Below are 23214 nucleotides of genomic sequence, written 5' to 3' on the forward strand. Positions count from 1 at the left end.
TGTTTTTAGGCATGATGATCACCCTCTCCTATTTTTAGGGTTGACTTAGCTTCTATTAAAAAACTAAGTCGAACAAAGGGAATATAGGCCAAGATGTCTATCAACAAAAGGACAATCGTAAAGAGTAGGGTCGACCAATTACCATTAGTGGCAATGAACCCTAAAAGTGGTCCCGGGGTACCAAGCAGGACCGGATAGGGCGTTGATGGCAACAAGTGCAAGGCAATCATTCCAGCTGCCAAACTCATATTGATTACCGGTAAAAGCATGAATGGTAGAAGAAAAACCGGATTTAAAATAATTGGTAGGCCCACCAGGGAACCATAGTCAAAGTTAAAAATCGTCGGGAGGGCCGACCAGCGAGCAACACGATGGGTCCCAGTATTCCCTGGAAACAGTAAGATGGCAACAATTAAGGCCAACACCAAGCCATCACCACCAAAGTTAGCAAATGAATTATAAAGGGTACTCCCTAAGAATTTATAAGGAACGTTCCAGGAAGAACCATGTGCCAAGGCATAATTCAGATTTGCGGCATAAGCTGGTGTATTGAGCGGAACGCCATAACTGGTTGGCATTCCCAAGCCAAGCCAATCCATCAGAGCTACTCCTAGCGAAAGCAAGAGGCTGATACCAACATTCTGTGGTCCTTGGCTAGCGGTCACCAAGTTGGCATAACTCCTCGCGTAAACCCGATAAAAAGTCCCGGAGTTTATCACCATGGCAATTATAGCCCCACAAATAATTGCTACTACTAACGGCCGCAGACTAGCAAACGAACGGGCCCGTGCTCCTTGACCGATTTGTGTTGTTTCAAGCCAACGATAAAGTTGCCCTACTCCATAGCCAATCAGCAAGCCAAATAAAAGGTTTTTCCCACCAAGCAATCCTATTCGAAAGTTAAGCGGCATTTGTGGTGTTTTGCCATAACGATAAGCAATTAATAATAAAGTAATAACTGCTGTCAATCCTGCCGACGAAGAATCTCGTCGGTACCACCGGGCAGTATTAACGGCACTAAAATAACAGGCAACTAACCCGATTAATGAAAAAATTACCTGAACTATGCTGGTAAAGGCAAATTGAAGTGGTCGCTGCCACGCCTGCGGTAGCCAATTGCCGACAATCAAAATATTATAAAAGAAACCGTTGACGTTAAGTAAGCTTTTTTCTACTAAACAGGCCAACGAGCCTACTAATGCCAATGGAAAAATGGCAATCAGTGTCTGACGGACTGCCCAAATAAACGAACGACGATTGAGCCAAACCAGTCCATCAATTAATCTTGTTTGTATCAAATTACCACCGCCTTAAGTTTCATTAATTGTACCCTTGAATATCGCTTATTTACACAAAAAAGCGTCCTGCAATAAATACAGGACGCTTTTGAAACAAGCCAGACGGCATTACTTAAGGCCGTACTTCTTGTTAAATTTGTCAACCGCACCATCGGCCTGAGTAAACTTCTGCTTACCAGTGTAGAATGGGTGCGAATCAGAAGTAACTTCAACCCGAATCAGCGGATATTCGTTGCCGTCTTCCCACTTAACCGTTTCCTTAGAAGTTGCGGTTGAGCCAGAAAGAAACTTGTAACCAGTAGAAGCATCTTCAAATACTACTGGATGATAATCTGGATGAATTCCTTTTTTCATAACTTAATACGCTCCTTTTGCCATGAATCATTGCCTGAAACATAGATAATCAACCCTAACAGGATACCACGAATTGATCATCCACGCAACTAACTTAATCAATTTTTACCGACGAATCATTCTCAATCGCCACGTTAGCACCTAACCGGTTCAGCTTCCAGACGATTCGATCGTAACCACGCAGAATATTGTCAGCATTATTAATTACTGTCGTCCCATCAGCCATTAGTCCGGCAATCGTCAATGCAGCACCAGCACGAATCTCACCTGCTTTAACATTTGCACCATGTAAATGATCAGTATGCTTAACAATAATAGTACCATCGTGAGCTTCAATGTTCATCCCCATCTTTTGCAACTCGGGAACATGTTTCGTGCGCTTAGGATAGATCGTATCAATAATTGTACTATCCCCGTCAGCCATTGATAATAATGGCGTCAGTGGCTGCTGCAAATCAGTTGCAAAGCCAGGGAAAGGCATTGTTTTAATTTTAACGCCCTTCAAATGACTTGTCTTAGGCACAAAAATCTTATCACTATCGATCTGCAAGTCCACACCCATCTCAATCATCTTACTGGTGAACGATTCAAGGTGCTCCGGAATCACATTATGAATCATGATACCATCACCAAGTGCCGCTGCTAATGATAAATAAGTCCCCGTTTCGATCCGGTCAGCAATGATGGTGTGGGTGTTCATTGACTGTAAGGTGTCCACGCCGGTAATCCGAATAGTACCGGTCCCAGCACCCCGTACCTTAGCACCCATATTATTTAGGAAGGTTGCTAAATCAATAATTTCAGGTTCACGTGCCGCATTTTCAATGACGGTCGTCCCCTTAGCCCGAACCGCAGCTAAAACTGCGTTGATAGTGGCGCCAACAGATACCATATCAAGGAAAACCCGCGCACCATGAAGACCGTTCTTCGTTGCATCTAGATGAACCGTCCCTTGATTCTCACTGACCTCAGCACCCATGGCTTTAAAAGCCTTAAGGTGTTGGTCGATTGGTCGTGGACCAATGTTATCCCCACCGGGAAAAGTTAAAGTTGCTCGGTGAAAACGGCCTAACAATGCCCCCATGAAATAATAGGAAGCTCGCAAACTTTTAATTGCCTTACTCGGTAATTCCGCTTCCACAATTTGAGTTGGGTCAATGTCTAAAACGCCATGGCTAAACTTGGACTTGACATTCATCGATTTCAAAATAATCATCAAATTGTGAACATCCAAGATATCTGGCACGGTATCAAATTGTACTGGCGTGTCAGCCAAAATTGCTGCTGGAATTAAGGCAACGGTACTATTCTTTGCACCGCCGATGGTAACTTCACCCGAAAGTCGGTTTCCTCCTTGAATGATCATACGTTTCATTTTTACGTTTCCTCGCTTAAAAGATTTAATTTAATATCATTAATTTTAGTTTTTTTAAACTGTTTGTGAGCATTTTCTTTATAAAAACAGTCAACTGTAATGATAATGAAATATTTACTAAATTACAACCTTTTCTAAATAATCTTAAAAAATTTACAAGCCAGATTCACATTCTTGCTTTTCAGCGAATGGCTTTTTTATTCAGCCAAGGATAAATGATTTCCCGGGGAATGCAAAACACCAACCGTCATTCAACGATTGGTGCTTCACCTTAATAGAACTAGTTTAGAACTAATTTTGTGCTTCTTTATTATCAAGGGCAGCTTTAATAAAGGCTTTGAAGAGCCCTTCAGGATGGTTTGGCCGTGACTTGAATTCTGGGTGATACTGCGTAGCCACAAAGAACTTCTTGTCTGGTAGTTCGATTACTTCAACCAAGTGACGGTCCGGATTGATTCCAGAAACAACCATCCCGTGATCTTCCATTTCTTGACGGTACTGGTTGTTGAATTCGTAACGGTGCCGGTGCCGTTCACTGATTAATGGCTTATTATCATAAGCAGCCGTGGCAACTGTTCCTGGCTTCAGCTTGCACGGGTAAGCTCCAAGTCGTTGGGTTCCTCCCATATTTTTAATATCTTCCTGGTCAGCCATCAGGTCAATGATGTTATGCTTGGTGTTCGGGTCAAACTCAGTTGAATTAGCATCCTTGTAGCCCAACACGTCTCGGGCGAATTCGATGCAGGCGGTCTGCATCCCTAAACAAATTCCCAAGTATGGCACATCGTTTTCACGGGCATATTTAATAGCGGTAATCATTCCTTCAATGCCCCGACTGCCGAAACCACCAGGAACGAGGATACCATCATACCCCTTCAATGTATCAGCAACGTTATCTTCAGTGATATGTTCAGCGTTGAAGTGGTCAATTTTAACTTTGGCATCAACCGGATAGCCAGCATGTCGTAAGGCTTCATTCACGGAAATATAAGCATCTTGCAGGTCGGTATACTTACCAACCATGGCAATTTTAACCGTCTTATTTAAGTCGTTTTCAATATGATCAACCATCTTTGTCCAATCACGCATATCAGCAGTTGGGGCATCCAGGCCAAAGTGGTCAACTACTAATTGGTCCATTCCTTGTTTTTGAAGGTTCAACGGAATTTCGTAAAGGGTATTAACGTCTAACGACTCAATCACCGCTTTAGGATCAACATCACAGAAGAGGGAAATCTTCTGTCGCATCTCCTCGGTGATTGGCTTTTCTGTCCGGACCACCAGAATGTTCGGCTGAATTCCTAAGCCCCGCAGTTCACGAACGGAATGCTGGGTTGGCTTAGTTTTCATCTCACCCGCAGCTCGCAGGTATGGGACCAAAGTCGTGTGGATGTAAAGGACATTATTGCTACCAGCATCCTTCTTCATCTGACGAATAGCCTCCATAAATGGTTGAGATTCGATGTCACCGACAGTTCCACCGATTTCAGTAATCACCACTTCGGCGTCCTTACTCTCGCCGGCCCGTTTAATCTTATCCTTAATGGCATTCGTAATGTGAGGAATTACCTGAACAGTCCGGCCGAGGTAGTCCCCACGCCGTTCTTTACGTAATACTTCGGAGTAGATCTTCCCCGTGGTGACGTTTGAATACTTGTTCAGGTCGTTGTCAATGAATCGTTCATAGTGGCCTAGGTCCAAATCAGTTTCCGTACCATCATCAGTAACGAAAACTTCCCCGTGCTGATATGGACTCATCGTTCCGGGATCAACGTTAATGTAAGGGTCAAATTTTTGAATGGCCACTTTCAGGCCACGATTTTTTAATAGGCGACCCAGGGATGCAGCAACAATCCCCTTTCCTAGTGATGAAACAACCCCACCAGTTACAAAAATGTATTTCGTCATTGCACTTTCTACTCCTTCTAAATTATTTGCCGGGTAACAATAATAAATAAAGAAGCTCCCCATTTCACTTGAAACAGGGAGCTTCATTATCTACAAACTTATTGGCCTGCTTTTACAGGCGCCCAAGAAAGATAATACAAGTTCGGGCTTCAATAGTCAAGCCGTCTGCCCGAATTTATTCATCGTCGTCATCATCATCGTCATCATTATGCAATTCGGAAAGTTGACCTTCGATGCCATCGTCTAAATCGTTGTCGTCATCAAAGTCGGCATTGTCCTCATCATAATCGTCGTCATCATTGTTGTTATCGTCATCGCTATCATTATCGTCGTCCTCTGGATCGTCGTTATCATAGTCAATGACGTCATCATCATCGTTGGAGTCTGCCAAGAAGGCGTTAACCTTACGACGCTTCTTCTTTGGCCGGTCCTCTTCATCTTCGTTTTCACCAACCGTGGCTTCATCGATAGATTCATATGGGTACCATGCCCGCAGGCCCCAGGTATTGTCACCAAGGGAAATAAAACTGCCGTCGATGTTCAAATCAGTGTAAAACTGGGCAAGCCGTTCACGAATTTCCTCATCACTTTTACCCAAGTACTGTTGAATCTCATTGGTCAAGTCAACAAACGCCATTGCTTCCCCATGATCGGCTAAAATAGCGTGTGCGACTTCAATCATTGAAAGTTCTGATTTGTCTTGGCCGTCAAAAACCTTTAAATCCAAATTGGTGCACATCCCTTCAAAAAGTCTAAACTACATCATACAATATCAAGCGCTAAATTGCAATTCTAATTGATAACTACCAATCAGTTGACTGCCGGCACGTAATTGATAAGCTATCACTAGTTTCCCCATTGGTGCAAAGAAATCCAGATGGCGATCCAGTTGACTAGTAATCACCTGCAGGTTCATGGTCCCGTACGCGGTCCGGTAACGGGTCATTGTCGGCTGTGTTTGGTTAAATACCAGGCGAGTCTCTGTTGCACCCTGACGGTGAAGGTGAACTTCTTCTTCATCCAGTCGAAATTGGACCGGGGTTGCCTGGCCATGCTGATGTTCCAAATAGCGTAAGTAGTGTTTATCATTTAATTCAACAAATTCACCGTTTTCTTCGAAATGAAACTGTTCCTGTTGACCGTCTTGGGTCATGGTCGTTTTTAAGTGTACTTTTACAGGTATCCGTTTTTTAATAATAATTCCCCCCATCGTAGATAGTTCATTTCTAGCCTTATCTATAATACAATTAGAGATGTACAATATCCAAAGAAAAGAAGTCCAAAAAATGAAGAAATTTTATGAACAACACGTCGAATACTTTGATCAACCATTAGAGCCGGTTAACAACTTGGCCTCTTTCGCCTATACCAACGCATTGTTGCGCTCTAGTAAAGAGATGGCAGTCCCCCTACTTCATTTTTGGTCCTTGCAAGATACGGTTATTCTCGGGCTTAAAGACCAGCGTCTGCCGTACTTAGATTGGGCACTGCGTCTTTTAACTGACCGAGGTTATCACTACTTCATGCGTAACTCCGGCGGATTAGCGGTCGTCAGCGATTCCGGCGTCCTTAATTTTTCCCTCTTTTTCCCTTGGCACTTAGAAGATCACCAGCTTAATATTGACGAAGCCTATCAGCGAATGGAATTTGTCGTTAGCCGGGCCTTCCCTGAGCTAAAGATCAACACGGGTGAAATCACCCATTCCTATTGCCCCGGTACTTTCGATCTGAGTGTTAACAAGCAAAAAATCGGTGGGATCTCTCAACGACGTAATGCTGACGGAGTGGTTGTCATGCTTTATTTAAGTGTCAATGGCGATCAGATGACCCGGGGCGAACTCATTCGTGACTTCTATACTCGGGGTCTTCAAGAGGCTGATAATAAGTGGCACTTCCCTGATATCTGGCCAACTTCAATGGTAACTCTAGAAGAATTACTCGATAAGCCACTAAGTATTGAGGAAACTAAGCAACGCCTGTTAAACGTTTTTGCCGATCACGGTCAGGAAGATTTCCAACAGCTTACCTGGTCAACTCCTTTCATTCACCTGGCTAATGAAGAACTAGGGACGATGGAAAAGCTCCAAGAACGTTTGCATAAGGAGGAATGAAGAAGCGTTGGAAGATTTTAATGAAGAAAAGCTGCCACGTGAAAAGGTTTTTCGTGATCCAATCCATGGCCAAATTATCGTTGACAACCAGATCATTATGGACCTGATCAATACCCCCGAATTTCAACGGCTACGACGAATTAAACAGCTAGGAACCTCATCATTTACTTTTCATGGGGCTGAACATTCCCGCTTTGGCCATTGCCTTGGCGTTTACGAAATTACTCGGCAGATGTGCAATAATTTTCAACGTAATTACCCAAGTAGGCATCCCGGTGATGGTTTATGGGATGACCGCGAACGACCGGTAGCTTTGTGCGCGGCTCTCTTGCATGATCTTGGTCACGGCCCTTATTCTCACACTTTTGAGCACATCTTCCATACTAACCATGAGCAGATTACCCGGCAAATCATTACTGACCCGGAAACCAACATTAACAAGATCTTGCGCCGGGTTGCTCCCGATTTTCCTAAAAGGGTAGCTGGGGTAATTGACCATACCTACCCAAACCAGCAGGTTGTCCAAATGATTTCTAGCCAGGTTGATGCTGACCGCATGGACTACTTGCAACGTGATTCCTACTATACTGGAACCAACTATGGTAAATTCGACCTCGACCGAGTTCTCCACGTGATGCGGCCGGTCCATAATGGCATTGCTTTTGAAATCTCAGGAATGCATGCCGTCGAAGATTACATCATCAGCCGTTTGCAAATGTACCTCCAGGTTTACTTTCACCCGGTTTCCCGGGCAATGGAAGTGATCCTCGACCACCTCTTAATGCGAGCCAAACATATTTACGAACATCCCAATGAATTCGAACCTGAATTTACTCCTCATATGCTAATGCCCTTTTTTAATAAGCATTTCACCCTTGATGATTACCTGGCCTTAGACGATGGAGTCTTAACAACTTACTTTAATCACTGGACCCACTCTCACGACGACATTTTGAATGACCTTGCCAACCGTTTTCTCAACCGGCGGCCCTTCAAGTCAGCAGTTTATAATCAACAAACAGTCAATTTATTACCAAAATTACGGGATCTAATCCAGACCGCTGGTTTTGATAAGCGCTATTACACCGCCGTCAACGACAGCTTCAAACTGCCGTATGATACGTATAATCCCAAAGCTTCCAAGCCGCAGACGCAAATCGAACTCTTGCAACCCAATGGTGACCTTATCGAACTATCAAGGGTCAGTACCCTAGTCGCCAGCGTTTCCGGTCGGGAAGCCGGTGATCAACGCTTCTTTTTCCCTAAAGAAATGCTAACGAAACACCAAAATATTGAAGTCTTTGAACCCATCTATGAGAAATTTCAAAGCTACATCAAGAATAATCATATTATCAATCCCGAGGAGGACAAATAATGGCAATCAAACTTATCGCTGTCGACATCGATGGCACTCTGATTAATGATCAACGACAAATTACTCCCAAAACTGTTGCGGCCCTCAAACAAGCACAAGCTGCTGGAATTAAGGTTGTTCTCTGTACTGGCCGACCAATGACCGGTGTTGAAGCCTACCTAGAACAATTAGGGCTAAACAATCAAGATCAAGAATACGTTATCAGTTTCAATGGTGCTCTCGCTCAATCGACCAGCGGTCACGTGCTAGTTAGTTACACCCTTAGCTTCGCTGATTATGCTGATTGGGTCAACTATTGTCTCAAGACCGGTGTTCATTCCCAGATTGAGACTCGGGATTATATTTATACTACCAATCAAAACCTCAGCTATTACACAATCTACGAATCAGAATTAGTTTCCATGAATGTCCGTTACCGGTCAATGGATCAGATGGCTCGTGAACAAGGCAACTACGTAATTGCCAAGGCAATGATGGTTGATACTAAAGGCAAAATTGACCATGCTCTTGCCAACTTACCAGCCGACTTTAAAAAGCGCTTCTCAATTGTTCGTAGTGAAGATTTCTACCTGGAATTTATGCATAAGAACGCTAGTAAAGGACAAACGTTAGACCGCCTTTGCCAAAAGCTACATATTAAGCCGGAAGAGGTCATGGCCCTCGGAAATGCTCAAAATGACAATTCAATGCTCGAGTTTGCCGGGACCGGAGTGGCGATGGGCAATTCCGTTCCCGCTACGCTAAAGGTAGCTGACATCACCGTTGCCGATAATAATCACGATGGGGTGGCTGAAGCTGTTAATAAATATGCTCTCAATTAACTACAAAAAGGCTAACGAGAAAATTGTAATTTCTCGTTAGCCTTTTTGCTATTCTGAAACAAGGCCCCTATTTAAAACGATAACTACTTTGTGGAAACCGGTGAATTAGCTCCGGCAATCGTTGACTGATGACCTGCCCACTATGAAGGTCGTGAAAATCATACTGCTGAGCTCGCAAATTAATTACCGCCTGATAATGGGTATAATTATGGGCATGTTCAGGAACATGGGGAACCGTAACCGTTGTTAAAAAGTGGTAGAGGCTAGTCGCATTAGCCGTTGGATGTTGCCAACGCCACAATGAACCCTGAATAAAGCGTTGCACAGAGTTACCACCACGGGGTGCGGAAAATGGTGTAGTGGCCAGGGCCCGCTGTAATTCAGAAGCTGAGGCAGTTTCAGGCAAATGTAAGAAACGAGCCAAGCGCCCTAATTGGTCATTCAAGGCCGGAGTATTAGTAAAAACCGCCAATGGGTTAGGTCGCACTCGAAGGAGATCACCAAGTGGCTCAATTACATAGGTCCCAGTCTGATCCATCAGTAACCAGTGAAATGGATAACGCCGTTGATCATACCAAAGGGCATCGATGACCGTGACATTGGCTAAATCATTAGCAACTTCCTGAACCGAGTGGTGCTGACCAACAACCCACATCACGAAATCTTGAGGAGTTAAGCCCTGAGTCCCCGGACGCACCGCGGTGGGATAAGTAGCGGCAACGGGAAAGAATAGTTCAGCACAAGCTAAGCCGGCCGCATTAAAAGCATCGCCAACCAGGTAATGATGATCAATCACCCGCATTCCCCCTACCATGGCATAATGATTATGGTTAGTCACCGTCATCCCTGCCGCACGCCAAGCATAACCCTGGGGAAGATAAGTCAGGTGCCAAGGAGTCCGCGGTGGAAAATCCATTGTCCTTCCTAAAAGCTGTTGATGATCAAACGTAACTACCGTACACATTATGATCCCCCCTGATAAGACAAATAAAAGGCTGGTGAGAAAGTAAGTCTTCTCCCAGCCTCCTATTATTCACTCATTAATTAAATTACTGCAGCTTGGTTACGGCACCAGTTTGACTATTGTACTGATAGATACCAACCATATTGGCAACACTATTATCCTGATTATTCCGTCGAACTTCAAAACGGTAAATATTACCATTCTTAGCCGTTGGAATAATTTCGTAGCCCTTAGCGCCATCAAAGCCAAGCTTGTTGGCAAAGCGGTTAACCACATCGCTACTCGTTTCATCACTAACGGCTTGGTTAGCAGCTTGTGAACCCGTATTGCCTTTAGTTGTCACACTACTACTATTCACCACACGAGCACTTGGACTAGAGCTCGAATTGATACTTGAACTAACGCTATTAGAGTTTCCTTTCTTAGCACTGGTAATCTTGTCTTGCAATGCCGCATAAGCATCCTTCATTGCCGGACTAGTCGACTTCAGTTCCTTTAAGTTACCAGCCGCTTGGTCGTAATTACCATTATTGTAAGCATCTTGTGCACTCAGGTAGTTCTTCAGATCCGCATTCAGATTTTCAGCTTGGGTAGAACGATTATTAACATTGTTTAATTTTTCGTAAGCCCCTTGATAATTATGATTACGAATCAGCCGGTTAGCAGACCGGTAAGCCTTAGTCGATGTATTTTCCGCAGTCCGTGGCTTAGATGAAGAACTGCTCGATGACTTACTAGCAGTGGTCTGTTGGCCACCACATGCCGCCAACAAAACCGACATCGTCAGGGCAGCCGTCCCAACAACTACCTTTTTAAATTTACTGCTCATAACACAGCCCCTCCTAATCTCTAACCGAATATTTTAACTTTCTAATGCACTTATATTATACCATTATTAATCAATAAACAAATAAGTGGGCTTCAAATTAAAGCTCACTTACCAATCTTTATTTAATTTCCGCACTCTGGAAAACTTGTTTGAATAATGGACTCACCGGTCGATTCTCATTGATCCGTTTAATGGCATCAGCAATTAAGGGTGCTACGGAAACCTGCTTAATCTTGGCAATCCGTTTCTCTTCCGGTAATTTAATTGAATCAGTTACAACCACTTCTTTGAGTGGAGACTTAGCTAACCGTTCAATTGCTGGGCCAGACAGGACTGCGTGTGTACATGAAGCATAGACTTCCTTAGCGCCTGCGTCAATCAATGCCTGAGCACCTAGGGTAATCGTGCCGGCCGTATCGATCATATCGTCAATCATAATACACGTTTTACCCTTCACATTCCCAATGATGTTCATAATTTGAGCAACATTAGCCCGTGGGCGACGCTTATCAATAATGGCAATCGGTGACTTCAAAAATTCTGCTAACGCCCGGGCACGGGTAACTCCACCATGATCAGGAGAAATCACTACGGCATCATCAGTTACACCTTGCTTAATAAAGTATTCCGCCAATAAAGGTGCTCCCATGAGGTGATCAACCGGAATATCGAAGAACCCTTGGATCTGGGCGGCGTGAAGATCAAGAGCGATCACCCGGTCGACCCCTGAATCTTGCAACATATTGGCAACCAGCTTAGCAGTAATTGGCTCACGGCTACGGGCTTTCCGGTCTTGGCGTGCATAACCATAATATGGCATAACGACATTAATGGTCTTTGCGCTGGCTCGCCGCAAGGCATCAACCATAATCAACAGTTCCATTAAATTATCGTTGACTGGTGCCGACGTGGACTGCACAACATAAACGTTGTCTCCCCGGACACTCTCTTCAATATTAATTTGAATTTCACCATCACTGAACCGGTCAACGGACAGCTTTCCTAACTTGACCCCGATATGTTCGGCAATTTTTTCTGCTAATGGTCGGTTAGAGTTTAAGGAAAAAATTTTGAAATTAGAATCAGAATAATGCTCTGTCATTAGATCCTCCGCAATTTTAAAATAGCACCATTAGATACGTGATTATCCTTTTCTATCATATAAAGCACCCGCTTAAAAAGCAAGTCCCGTTTGCCTTACCATGGCAGCTTCTTAGCATAATCTTTCTTATTAACCTGTCGAGCACGGGCAATTGCCATGTCATATTGGTTAACACTGTCAGTAATCGTAGAACCAGCCGCGATAAAGGCATCTTTAGCAATGTTAACCGGCGCAACGAGGTTGGAATTAGAGCCAATAAAGGCATGATCACCAACATTAGTATGATGTTTATTAGTTCCATCATAGTTAACGAAGACCACTCCACAGCCAACATTAATGTTCTTGCCTAGAGTAGCGTTACCAATATAGGTCAAATGACCTACCTTAGTATTAGCTCCAATGTAAGCTTTCTTAACTTCACAGAAGTTTCCAATATGAACGTTTTCACCGATTTCAGCATTGGGCCGCAAGTGACTATTAGGACCAATATCAGAGCCATTATGCATTTCAGCACTTTCGAGAGTTGAAGAAGTAATCTTAACCCCATCATGAATGGTTGAGTCGATAATTCGTGAACCGGCACTGATGTAGCAGTCATTGCCAATAACGGTATGTCCCTTGATGACAACGTTGCCTTCCAACACGGTATCCTTGCCTAAACGAACATCAGCATCAATATAAGTGGTAGCGGGATCAATCATTGAAACTCCCTGACGCATCCAATGCTCGTTGATGCGAGCCTGCATCAGTTTATTAGCTCTTGCCAAGGCAATCCGGTCATTAACTCCCATTGATTCATCAAAATCATCCATCTTGTAGGCCGTCACAATTTCACCAGCCTGCTTCAAGATTCCAATCACATCGGTCAGGTAATATTCACCCTGGGCATTATCATTATCAATCTTGGTAAGCGCCTGGAAAAGCTTCTTATTGTCAAAGCAATAGACACCGGTGTTGATTTCATGAATAGCCTGTTCTTTGACGTCGGCATCTTTTTGTTCCACAATCCGTTCTACAATGCCAACATCGTTTCGAACAATTCGGCCATAGCCTGTTGGATCAGGAGCAACGGAAGTTAAAATTGTGGCTGCCGCGTGCCGTTGTTCATGGTATTGGAACAATTTTTCAAAGGTGGTTGCCTTAAAAAGTGGGGTGTCACCACTAACGACGATCGTTTCACCATCAACGTCTGCTAAAAGGTCCTTAGCCTGCATCACGGCATCCCCGGTCCCTAATTGGCGTTTTTGCAGAACATAATGGGTTCGGTGGCCCAGGCTCTCTTCAACTGTCTTAGCTCCAAAGCCAACTACAGTAATAATATTTTCGATGTGAGCATTTTCCAGTTGAGTCAATACGTGGTCAACCATCGTTTTCCCACAAACCTGATGTAAGACCTTATATAATTTGGAGCGCATCCGCGTCCCTTTACCAGCAGCTAAAATAATTGCGTTACGTTTTGCCATTACTAATTCTCCATTCTAGTTAAATACCGTCGTCATAAAGTTTCCTGGACGAGCGGTGATGGACTTTTCCTTGCCATCTTCAGCATCTACTTTAACCAATGCAGTGCAGTTGTCAACCAGTCGTTTGCCATTAGCCACGTTGCCCTCGGCTAAGACGGTCATCCCGACCAGGTTGGCATCAAATTCTTTAATCAAAGAATGCATTCCATTCAGGGTTCCACCGCCCTTCATGAAGTCATCAACCACTACTACATTAGCCCCTGCTGAAAGAGTTCGCCGTGATAATTCCATTTTCTTAATCCGCTGAACCGAACCGGAAACATAGTTGACACTAACGGTTGGGCCTTCGGTAATATGAGAACTATTACGAACAATCACAAATGGTTTGTTCATGTACATAGCAACACTCTGGGCAATCGGGATTCCCTTAGTTTCCACCGTCATGATCACATCGACATCTTTCTTAACGTATTGAGTGGCAATTAACCGACCAATTTGCCGCAAGATGTCTGGTCGACCAATCAAATCCGATAGATAAACATAGCCACCAGGCAAGAGACGGCTATCATCATCAATCTCCTTTACCAGATTATCAATTGCCTTTTGAGCATTCTCCTTGGAATAAAAAGGCGTTAAAATTGCACCACCACTAGCTCCGGGAATGGTCTTCAGGCTTCCTTCTCCCCAGGTCCGAAAGGTGTGCTTAACGATGCTAAGGTCTTCACTGATCGATGACTTGGCGGAACCAAACCGTTTGCTAAAAAACTTGAGGGACACCAAAGTGCGCGGATGCTCCATCAAGTAACGGGTCATGTCAACCAGCCGGTTACTACGACGTACTTTCATTACTTCTCTCTGCCTTTCAAAAAATATTATTACTACTTAATTTTAACATAAAATGTTCGTGTTTAGCAGAAAAATAAAAAGGCCAAGGCAATCTTGCCCTCACCTTTCTGTTAATTAGCTTCTACAAAATAATTTTGGTATACCAAGGCAGTAACATAAACCAGCACCTCAATCACAGCAATAAAGAAACTGACCGGCCAGTTGGTCAGATAACCAAGTAGAAGGCCCAACCAAGTCCCTAACAGCGAAAAGAGGATCGCTAAAATGATCATCTTATAGACTCCATGAGTAAAATACTTGGCGCTAGCGGCTGGCAAGGTTAAAAGGATGAAGATCAGCAGTGAACCGACAATCTGCGCAGCCACACTGACACTTAAAGCCAACAAAAGGAGAAAAACTACGGAAATAACGGTTTCGTTAATTCCTTCTACTCGGGCACCGACGGCATCAAAGGAGGTAAATTTCAACTGCCGATAAATTGCTAACGTAATCAATAAGACCACAATTGAGAGAACGATTAGCTGCTGGACTTCGCCCTCACTAATACCAACAACACTGCCAAAAAGAATGCTAGTAGCCGAACTAGCGGTTTGACTGCTCAATGATAGGAATAAAATTCCCAAGCCGATAAAGAGGGCCGAGACGGCACTGATAACCGCTTCCCGTCGTGACTCCCTAACACTCATTTGACCTACTAAGACAGAACTAAGCATCGTAAAGAGAATCATTCCATCAAGGGCTGGCCAACCGGCAAAAACTGCAAAGGAGGCTCCGGCAAAACCAATTTCAGACAAGGTGTGGGTTAAAAAGGGTAACTGTCGAGCTACAACAAAAACACCAATCACCCCACTGACCACAGCAATAAAGGTACTAGCGATAAAGGCATGACGCATAAAAGCTAAGGTTAGCATTATTTTTCTTCCTCCTGATCACCATTTTGTGGCAATTCATCAATTGAGCCTTCCTCATAACCATTCGGCTTCATATAAAGGAAACGAGTCCCGTAATTACGGGCTAGGTCCCAGTCATGAGTAATAAACATCACGGAGAGGCCGTTCTGTTGGAAGCGAGTCACGAGATCCAACAACTCATATTTCATTTCATTATCTAGGCTAGCGGTTGACTCATCAAGAATCAACAACTGCGGATCCTGAAGGAGTGCTTGTGCCAAGTAAGCTCGTTGCTTTTCCCCACCGGAAGCAAGGCCTAATGGTCGGTCGGCGATCCTAGTAAGGTCAGTAAGCCGAATCAGACGGTCAACCCGCGCCCGCTCTTTTTTGCTTAACCAAGGAATCAACCGTGGTCGACAATTTAATGACACAAAGTCGCGAACTGACAATGGATATTCCTCATCTAGATTACGAAATTGAGGCACATAACCAATTCTGATCCCTGTGGGAATATTGATCTCACCACTGCGGGGCTTGATTAAACCTAACAAGGCCCTCACCAGAGTTGTTTTCCCAACCCCATTTTCACCTACAACCACCAGGAAATCACCTTCGTTAATCGTAAAACTAAGGTCCTTAATTACTTGATGATTACCATAAGCAACGGTGAGGTCCTCCACTGAAACAATCGCCATGCTCACTCCTCCTTTCGCTGAATTTTAGCCAGCTGCCGATATTGCTTTAACATCCACTCTTGGTAAGTTAAACCGGTGGGCTTGGATTCCGTCACCTGTAATACCGGTACATGATGCTGACGAGCTAAGCGGACAAGGTTACTAATTACCTTATCATTAGTCTGTTTATTTTCTACAAAGAAAGCAATATGGTGTTTGATAATTGCTTGTTGTAAATCTTTAATGTCTTGTGGCGATGGATCATTACCGTCTTCAATTGCCTTTTCAAAATGTGGATCAATCACATGGTAACCTAGGGCATGCAGGGCATAATCAAAAACCGGCTCACTGACGGCAACGTCCTTGTTGGGACCAACCTGTTTCTTAACGACAGCAATTTCATGATTCAAGCTCCGCAGCGAAATCCGATAATTACGTGCCCGCTGCCGATAATAGCCACGGTGAGTAGGGTCAAGTTGCCCATATTTATTTGCTAACCGGGTTGCTAATCTCCCCATCGTTGACGGTGCGTACCAAACGTGCTCGTTGTCTCCAGCATGTTTACCAGCCACTTGGCGACCAACATCAATGGTAATGTAACGATGATCACTGGTTGAATTAGCCAGCTCGGTTAACCAATGATCATAACCAAGACCATTCTGAATCACTACGTTCGCCTGTTCCATTTTTTGTGCTTGTTTGGTTCCCGGTTGGTAATCGTGTGGATCGACCGAAGCACTATTGATTAAGGAATCAACCTGACCATATCTTCCGGCAACATCTTTAGCCACTTCACCATAAAAATTTAGACTAGTAATCACCCGAATGGGCTTCTGCTCTTGCCCCATGCTTCTCCATGGAATTAATGAAAAGCCGAAAATCACTATTAAGGCAGTGATAAGAATGACAACTCCTCTTTGGTACTTGCTCATTCAGTGAACCATCTCTTTCTTTTTAAATCGTAATGATTACTATTTATAACATAAACTATCTTACCGAAGATTAATTCTTTACACAAGCCACAATTTAAAAACCCGGACCATTTAAATACGTCCGAGTTAAACTATAGCAGCGTTACCACGTGAACATCACGGCAAAAGCCACAGATACTATTTTGAATTCGTCGAGCTCGCGATTCGGTATGACAAATTGCAAAAACGGTTGGCCCCGTACCGCTCATTTGTGCGACATCGGCGCCTAGCTTTGCCATCTTAGTTTTGAGTTGGCGAATTTCCGGGTGAGTTCGCATGGTAATTGGCTCTAAGACATTACCCATATACCTAACAGCCCGTGCCCAATCGCCAGCCTTAAGACTAGCAATCAATTGATGATTATCAAGATGGTGAAGCGTCTCGTAATTAATTTGACGCAAAATTTGTGGCGTCGAAACACTAGTCTGTTGTTTAGCAATTACCACCCAATCATGGGGAGGAGTTGGTAATAATTCAATTTTTTCACCATGACCGGTTACATGCGCTAATTGGCCATAAATACAATAAGGAACATCAGAATCGATCGTCAAGGCTAATGTAGCTAGTTCTTTCATGCTCAGGTCCAGTCTCCAGATTTGGTTGAGCGCCCGCAATACCGCCGCCGCATCCGATGAGCCGCCACCCAGTCCAGCCGCTACCGGAATGTGTTTTCTGATATGAATCGTGACCCCTTCACGCTGATGAAAACGACTGTGTAAAATGTGTGCTGCCTGATAGGCAAGATTGCGCTGGTCATTTGGCAAAAAGCCACTATCCGTGTAAACCTTGATCGTGCTTGGGTGCAAATGAGTCTCAACGGTAACATAATCTGCTAAATCGGCAGAAGCCATCACCATGTCCCAGCGTGGTGAACCGTCAAAATAACGCATGGGAGTATCCAAACTCAGGTTCAACTTGGCGGGAGCTTTTTCCGTAACGAGCATTCGTACCACAATCCTTCCCGTAAAATATCTTATGTTGATTATACTAATGGGATTGGTATACTGGCAAGTTTTAGCTTATCGATCCCTATACAAAAAGATCCATCTCCTGTTCAAACGGAGATGGATCCTTAAAACATTATTAGAGCACACCAAGGCCATGAAGAGCGTTAGCCAGTTCAATAAACTGTTCCAAAGTCAGTCGTTCGGGACGAATCTGACGCGCAATCTGGACCTGCTCAAGGGCAGTTGTCAGCCTGGCTTTCGTCTCCTTATCCTTACCAACGACACTTTGCAGGTTATTCCAAAGGCTCTTCCGCCGATGACCAAAGCACCCCCGGATAAAACCCATCAATTTTTGTTTATCAAATGGTTGAACCGGTAACGGGTGACGACGGGGAGTTAAGACGACAATTGCGGAGTCCACATTTGGCGAAGGCACGAAAACCCGTCGGGAAACATTAAACGCAACTTGAACATCCATCTGATACTCAATTGCCAGCGTTAAAGCACCATATTGTTTGGTTCCCGGTTTGGCGGCCAACCGCTGGGCAACTTCTTTTTGCATCATGACACAGATAGCCGACCACTTAATGGGACTGGCTAGCAAGCCCATTAGGATGGGGCTGGTGATGTAATATGGCAAATTAGCAACTACTTTCAACGGCCGCTGCGGATCAGTGAAATACTTCTTAATCAGTTCGGGCAGGTTAGCCTTGAGAACGTCCTGGTTAAGCACCGTGACATTATTATAAGGTGAAAGTACCGCCTTCAGTACTGGAATCAAGTCGGAATCAATCTCAAGGGCCAGAACTTCCCCTGCCGCTTGGGCCAATTGTTCAGTTAAGGCACCGATCCCGGGGCCAATTTCGATCACATTATCGTTCTTAGTAATGGCCGCCGCTTCCACAATCTTATTTAGAACATTGAGATCCGTTAAGAAATTCTGACCAAAACTTTTCTTGGTCCGCACCCCATACTTTTCCATAATTGCCCGGGTACGAGTGCGACTACCAATTTCAGGTGACTGACTCATTGCCTATTTTCCTCCTGCTTAATTTGGCTCATTGCCTGTGTAAACTGGGTTGGACTAATCCTAAACATATTTAACCGGTGAGCTAACTGTTTACCGTTTCCGTAACCGATACCCAAAAGCTGACCAAGTCGTTCTCGTCGACTGCGAGCATGAGGATTACCGGTAAGGCCAGCTGCTTGCAGGCTTTGAATAGTAAAAGTAACGGATGGTCGTTCTTCCTGCGTGTAAAGATGGGCTAGGGCGACTTTAATCACCGCTGGATCAGCATGTTCAACACCAAGACTGCCATGAGCCTCGGTCGGCACCCCTTGATCACGACGGATAAAAGCATGTTTGACTCCCGGGACAGCGGCACTGATCATCTTCCGTAACCGTTCACCATTGAAGTCTGGATCGGTAAAAATGATGAGGCCACGCGTCTGCTGAAGCTTTTTCAAGCGCTCCAAGTCCCCGTTTGAAAGGGCCGAACCATTTGTTTCGTAAGTATCGGCATCCACCGCTTTATGAATCTGCTTAGTGTCGTCCTTGCCTTCAACGACGATCACTTCTTTGATCTTAGTCATCTTGTCCCGTCCTTCTTTAAGAATAACTGGGCTGCGTTGTGATAAGTATAGTAAGCTACCCGTTCGGCAGCGACTCCTCTTAATTTGGCGATAGCATCCACGACAAACTTACTAAAAGCCGGCTCGTTTTGTTTCCCCCGAAATGGCTGCGGGGTTAAGTATGGTGCATCAGTTTCAACCATCATCTTAGTTAGCGGGACCATTTGGGCTGCCGCATGAACCGCAGTCGCATTCTTGAAACTGACAACGCCGCTGAAGGAAATCAGCATTCCTAAGTCCATGAATTTCTGCGCCCATTCCGGTGAGCCGTTAAAGCTATGCATCACCCCGCCAAATTCGGCAACGTGGGCATTTTTCAAAATAGCATAAGCATCAGCAAAGGCATCCCGACAGTGAATTGAAACTGGCAGGTGACGAGTCTTTGCCCAGGCCAATTGTTTCTCAAACAAAGACCACTGTTGGTCATGCGGTGAATGCTCATCATTATAGTAATCCAGGCCAATTTCGCCGATGCCAACCACCAATGGATCTTTCAATTGAGCTAACAGGTGCTCTTCCTCAATGGCATTAAAGGTGGCCAGGTCTTCCGGGTGCCAACCGATTACCGGATGAAGATTCGAAAAACGATGGCCCAATTCGACTGCCCGATCATTGAGCAAACGATTGGAACCAACAATGTTCATCGCCGTCACCCCATAATGATTAGCCCGGGCGATAAAGGCCGGAACATCATCAAAAAATGGCGTATCGTTGAGGTGCGTGTGTGAATCATAAACCTGTCGCCAGGCGTGTTGCTGTACCACGATTATTCGACACTCATGCCAGGTTGCAAATCATCCGGTGCAATTACGACTTTAACATTGCCATCCTTTTCAGCCGAAAGCATCATGCCCTGACTGATTTCACCACGCATCTTGCGGGGCTTCAGGTTAGCGACAATTAAAACATTCTTGCCAACCAAAACGGACGGGTCTGGATACCATTGAGCAATACCAGACAGAATTTGTCGACCTTCAGGAGTGCCATCATCCATTTGAAACTTCAGTAGCTTATCAGCACCCTTAACGTGATCAGCCGCCGTAATCTTGGCAACTCGCAGCTCAACCTTGTCAAAGACATTAATCCGGATCTGCTTTTTACCAGCGTTTTCCTCTTTCTTTACTTTGGCTTGAGCTTGTTTCTTAGCCTCTTCCATTGCTTTTCGTCCCTTCTGCTTTTGGTTAGCACTCATCTTGCTCTTAATAAATGCAACTTCCTTCTTAACGTCTAGTCGTGGGAAGATTGGTGTTCCCTTAGCAACCACTTGCGCCGTAGCCGGGAAGTCATTAAATTGCAAGTTCGTCAACGTCAGATCAGTTCCTGTTAGTCCCAATTGACGAATAATTTCCTTAGGTGCATCTGGCATTACCGGTTGTAGTAATGCTGCCAGCATCCGTAAACTCTTAGCTAGGTGGGTCATTACATCAGATAATACTACTTTTTTACTATCATCCTTTGCCAGTACCCATGGTTCGGTCTCATCGATGTACTTGTTAGCCCGGCTGACCAACTTCCAAACGGTTGCTAAGGCGTCAGCAAAGTGGGTGGCATCCATTTCTTGCTTATACTCAGTGACCACGTCCGCAGCAGTCTTCTCCAGATCAGCATCGAAGGCAGTCGTGGCATCATTAGTAGCAACTAACTTGCCATCCTGATACTTATTAATCATGGCAACGGTCCGGTTCAAGAGGTTACCCAGATCATTGGCAAGATCAAAGTTAACCTTGTCGACAAAGTCTTCAGGACTGAAGACCCCATCGTTGCCAAATGGAACTGCCCGTAATAAGTAGTAACGGGTAGCATCGAGGCCATACCGATTAACCAATGTCTCAGGATAAACAACGTTTCCCTTGGACTTAGACATCTTGCCATCCTTCATTGTCAACCAGCCGTGGCCAATAACGTGCTTAGGAAGCGGCAGGCCAAGGGCATGCAGCATGATTGGCCAGTAAATAGTGTGGAAACGGACAATTTCCTTTCCGACCATGTGAACATCGGCAGGCCAGTACTTCTTAAAGAGACGATCGTCGTCACTACCATAACCCAAAGCGGTAATATAGTTGGACAGGGCATCGATCCAAACATAAATAACGTGCTTGGGATCATTCGGTACCTTTACTCCCCAGTTAAAGGAGGTTCGGGTAACGGCTAAGTCTTCCAGCCCCGGCTTTAAAAAGTTTTTGACCATTTCGTTCATCCGGGAATGCGGTTCGATAAAGTCTGAATGTTCCTTGTAATAATTCATCAACCAGTCGGCGTACTTGGACATCTTGAAGAAGTAAGAATCTTCCTTTACCAGCTGTACTTCATGACCAGATGGGGCCTTCCCACCGATCACCTTACCGTTGTCATCACGGTAAACCTCAGCTAATTGACTTTCGGTAAAGTACTCTTCATCATCCACAGAATACCAGCCAACATACTGGCCCTTGTAGATGTCACCCTGGTCAACAAACTTTTGAAAGATCTTCTGGACAGCCTTTTCATGATAGTCATCTGTTGTCCGGATAAACTTATCATTCGTGATCTTTAGCATCTTCCACAGTTTCTTAATCCCAGCCGCCATTTTATCAACATAGGCCTGTGGCTGCATATGAAGCTGCTCGGCCTTTTCTTCGATCTTCAGGCCGTGTTCATCGGTCCCGGTCAGGAAGAAAACATCGTAGCCGTTCAGCCGACGATAACGAGCTTCGGCATCACACGCAATTGTCGTGTAGGAATTACCAATATGAAGCTTACCAGATGGATAGTAAATTGGTGTAGTAATGTAATAAGTAGGTTTGTTAGTTGCCATATGAGGCCCCTCTTTCTAATAATTCTCTAAGATTTGATTTACTATTCAGTATAGCATATTACTTTAGTATCTGAACGTTGAACCCTAATTCATTAAAAGAGGTTCAACTGCTCTGGAGAATGCGGCGCTAAGCCAGTAAAATGAATGCCTAACATTTTTTGCAACTGCAGGGCATTGGGCGCAGCATCCTTAGCAGAGTTATTATTAAAGATCACACATAATTCACGTGGTTGCGGCGTCAGGGTCGTAATTTGTTTTTTAAACTGTTCAAGCTCTGCGGTGGAATACCTGTACAGTGTCCGGGTCTTTCGCCAACTTTTATCCTGGTTCACCCAACCGCTAGTATTCCGACCATGTAACCGCAATAACACCAGGCCTGGGTTGGTAGTCACCAGGTAAAATGGCACCGAGGCAATAATACCATGGGGCTCATCCGCCGCCACCAAGGTAAAATGCAGGTCATGACAAAAGGCCACCAGGGACTTTACCGTACCAGGACGGTACCAGGTCTGATTACGCAGTTCAATTGCCACCGGCAGCTTCCCCATCCAGGTCCGTACCAGGCGGAGATATTCAATATCCTCAGTCGAAGCAGCAAAGTAAGGCGGAAATTGAAAAAGAATTGTCTTTAACTGACCAGCTGCCACCAAGGGAGCAATGACATTTTTATAACGCTTAAAGAGTTGGGCCAGGGCGCCCTTCTCCTGACCACGCTCGTGAAGAGTCATCCCGCGATGAGCCTTCACGATAAATTGAAAACTTGGTGAAACTTCACCCAACCACTTTTGGATAGTTGCTTCTTGCGGCAAAGCATAGAAAAAGGTGTCGATCTCAACTGTCGGTAAGTGTTGAGCATATTC

At 44.6% G+C, this 23214-nt stretch carries 23 protein-coding genes; 3 read left to right on the plus strand and 20 right to left on the minus strand.

Annotated features, from left to right (window positions below; all coding sequences use genetic code 11):
• Positions 1 to 5: 5 nt before the first annotated feature.
• The 6 genes from ACEYV4_RS04780 to ACEYV4_RS04805 all read right to left on the minus strand — a co-directional run bounded on the left by ACEYV4_RS04780 (position 6) and on the right by ACEYV4_RS04805 (position 6145).
• The gene (locus ACEYV4_RS04780; protein WP_373842266.1) at positions 6 to 1298 is read right to left on the minus strand and encodes a PTS sugar transporter subunit IIC; all 1293 of its coding nucleotides are present in this window, start codon (positions 1296 to 1298) and stop codon (positions 6 to 8) included.
• 108 nt (positions 1299 to 1406) lie between these two features.
• The gene (locus ACEYV4_RS04785) at positions 1407 to 1652 is read right to left on the minus strand and encodes a type B 50S ribosomal protein L31 (protein ID WP_373842267.1); all 246 of its coding nucleotides are present in this window, start codon (positions 1650 to 1652) and stop codon (positions 1407 to 1409) included.
• Between the two features lie 94 nt (positions 1653 to 1746).
• On the minus strand, positions 1747 to 3027 hold the full coding sequence (locus ACEYV4_RS04790; RefSeq protein WP_373842268.1) for a UDP-N-acetylglucosamine 1-carboxyvinyltransferase: 1281 nt from the start codon (positions 3025 to 3027) through the stop codon (positions 1747 to 1749).
• Between the two features lie 291 nt (positions 3028 to 3318).
• Complete coding sequence (locus ACEYV4_RS04795; RefSeq protein WP_373842269.1) at positions 3319 to 4935, minus strand: CTP synthase; 1617 nt, start codon at positions 4933 to 4935, stop codon at positions 3319 to 3321.
• Between the two features lie 175 nt (positions 4936 to 5110).
• Complete coding sequence (rpoE, locus tag ACEYV4_RS04800; RefSeq protein ID WP_373842270.1) at positions 5111 to 5662, minus strand: DNA-directed RNA polymerase subunit delta; 552 nt, start codon at positions 5660 to 5662, stop codon at positions 5111 to 5113.
• Between the two features lie 45 nt (positions 5663 to 5707).
• Positions 5708 to 6145 carry a DUF1934 domain-containing protein gene (locus tag ACEYV4_RS04805; RefSeq protein WP_373842271.1) on the minus strand — a complete coding sequence of 146 codons (438 nt, stop codon included), beginning with the start codon at positions 6143 to 6145 and terminating at the stop codon, positions 5708 to 5710.
• Between the two features lie 76 nt (positions 6146 to 6221).
• Here ACEYV4_RS04805 and ACEYV4_RS04810 point away from each other — a divergent pair, with 76 nt between their 5' ends.
• Genes ACEYV4_RS04810 through yidA form a run of 3 tightly spaced genes read left to right on the plus strand, consistent with a single transcriptional unit; the run spans position 6222 to position 9242 of the window.
• Positions 6222 to 7046 (plus strand): biotin/lipoate A/B protein ligase family protein, encoded by an 825-nt coding sequence (locus ACEYV4_RS04810; RefSeq protein ID WP_373842272.1) that lies wholly within the window; start codon positions 6222 to 6224, stop codon positions 7044 to 7046.
• A gap of 7 nt (positions 7047 to 7053) precedes the next feature.
• Complete coding sequence (locus ACEYV4_RS04815) at positions 7054 to 8421, plus strand: HD domain-containing protein (protein WP_373842273.1); 1368 nt, start codon at positions 7054 to 7056, stop codon at positions 8419 to 8421.
• Positions 8421 to 9242, plus strand: a complete 822-nt coding sequence (yidA, locus tag ACEYV4_RS04820) for a sugar-phosphatase (protein ID WP_373842274.1) — start codon at positions 8421 to 8423, stop codon at positions 9240 to 9242. The genes ACEYV4_RS04815 and yidA overlap by 1 nt, the downstream gene beginning before the upstream one ends.
• 67 nt (positions 9243 to 9309) lie before the next feature.
• On the opposite strand, the gene ACEYV4_RS04825 is transcribed toward yidA, so the two are convergent.
• From ACEYV4_RS04825 to ACEYV4_RS04890, 14 genes are all read right to left on the minus strand, one after another.
• Positions 9310 to 10206: a linear amide C-N hydrolase gene (locus ACEYV4_RS04825; RefSeq protein ID WP_373842275.1), complete on the minus strand. Its 897-nt coding sequence runs from the start codon at positions 10204 to 10206 to the stop codon at positions 9310 to 9312.
• An 85-nt stretch (positions 10207 to 10291) separates the two neighbouring features.
• Positions 10292 to 11035: a hypothetical protein gene (locus ACEYV4_RS04830; protein ID WP_373842276.1), complete on the minus strand. Its 744-nt coding sequence runs from the start codon at positions 11033 to 11035 to the stop codon at positions 10292 to 10294.
• Positions 11036 to 11153: 118 nt separating this feature from the next.
• A complete protein-coding gene (locus ACEYV4_RS04835) occupies positions 11154 to 12137 on the minus strand; it encodes a ribose-phosphate diphosphokinase (RefSeq protein ID WP_373842277.1) in 984 nt (327 codons plus the stop codon).
• 95 nt (positions 12138 to 12232) lie between these two features.
• Complete coding sequence (gene glmU / locus ACEYV4_RS04840) at positions 12233 to 13600, minus strand: bifunctional UDP-N-acetylglucosamine diphosphorylase/glucosamine-1-phosphate N-acetyltransferase GlmU (protein ID WP_373842278.1); 1368 nt, start codon at positions 13598 to 13600, stop codon at positions 12233 to 12235.
• A 15-nt stretch (positions 13601 to 13615) separates the two neighbouring features.
• Positions 13616 to 14446 carry a pur operon repressor gene (gene purR / locus ACEYV4_RS04845; protein WP_373842279.1) on the minus strand — a complete coding sequence of 277 codons (831 nt, stop codon included), beginning with the start codon at positions 14444 to 14446 and terminating at the stop codon, positions 13616 to 13618.
• Positions 14447 to 14556: 110 nt separating this feature from the next.
• The gene (locus tag ACEYV4_RS04850) at positions 14557 to 15357 is read right to left on the minus strand and encodes a metal ABC transporter permease (RefSeq protein WP_373842280.1); all 801 of its coding nucleotides are present in this window, start codon (positions 15355 to 15357) and stop codon (positions 14557 to 14559) included.
• Positions 15357 to 16031 carry a metal ABC transporter ATP-binding protein gene (locus ACEYV4_RS04855; protein WP_373842281.1) on the minus strand — a complete coding sequence of 225 codons (675 nt, stop codon included), beginning with the start codon at positions 16029 to 16031 and terminating at the stop codon, positions 15357 to 15359. The genes ACEYV4_RS04850 and ACEYV4_RS04855 overlap by 1 nt, the downstream gene beginning before the upstream one ends.
• Positions 16032 to 16033: 2 nt before the next feature.
• A complete protein-coding gene (locus tag ACEYV4_RS04860) occupies positions 16034 to 16942 on the minus strand; it encodes a metal ABC transporter solute-binding protein, Zn/Mn family (protein WP_373842282.1) in 909 nt (302 codons plus the stop codon).
• 131 nt (positions 16943 to 17073) lie between these two features.
• A complete protein-coding gene (ispE, locus tag ACEYV4_RS04865; protein ID WP_373842283.1) occupies positions 17074 to 17925 on the minus strand; it encodes a 4-(cytidine 5'-diphospho)-2-C-methyl-D-erythritol kinase in 852 nt (283 codons plus the stop codon).
• Between the two features lie 139 nt (positions 17926 to 18064).
• A complete protein-coding gene (gene rsmA / locus ACEYV4_RS04870; RefSeq protein WP_373842284.1) occupies positions 18065 to 18958 on the minus strand; it encodes a 16S rRNA (adenine(1518)-N(6)/adenine(1519)-N(6))-dimethyltransferase RsmA in 894 nt (297 codons plus the stop codon).
• A complete protein-coding gene (rnmV, locus tag ACEYV4_RS04875; protein ID WP_373842285.1) occupies positions 18955 to 19521 on the minus strand; it encodes a ribonuclease M5 in 567 nt (188 codons plus the stop codon). The genes rsmA and rnmV overlap by 4 nt, the downstream gene beginning before the upstream one ends.
• Positions 19518 to 20324: a TatD family hydrolase gene (locus ACEYV4_RS04880; RefSeq protein ID WP_373842286.1), complete on the minus strand. Its 807-nt coding sequence runs from the start codon at positions 20322 to 20324 to the stop codon at positions 19518 to 19520. The genes rnmV and ACEYV4_RS04880 overlap by 4 nt, the downstream gene beginning before the upstream one ends.
• A 2-nt stretch (positions 20325 to 20326) precedes the next feature.
• Positions 20327 to 22354 carry a methionine--tRNA ligase gene (metG, locus tag ACEYV4_RS04885; RefSeq protein WP_373842287.1) on the minus strand — a complete coding sequence of 676 codons (2028 nt, stop codon included), beginning with the start codon at positions 22352 to 22354 and terminating at the stop codon, positions 20327 to 20329.
• A 92-nt stretch (positions 22355 to 22446) separates the two neighbouring features.
• The coding region (locus ACEYV4_RS04890) for a DUF72 domain-containing protein (protein WP_373842288.1) at positions 22447 to 23214 on the minus strand (768 nt) is incomplete at its 5' end.

Source organism: Limosilactobacillus sp., from assembly GCF_041859915.1.
In the GTDB taxonomy this organism is placed as follows: Bacteria; Bacillota; Bacilli; order Lactobacillales; family Lactobacillaceae; genus Limosilactobacillus.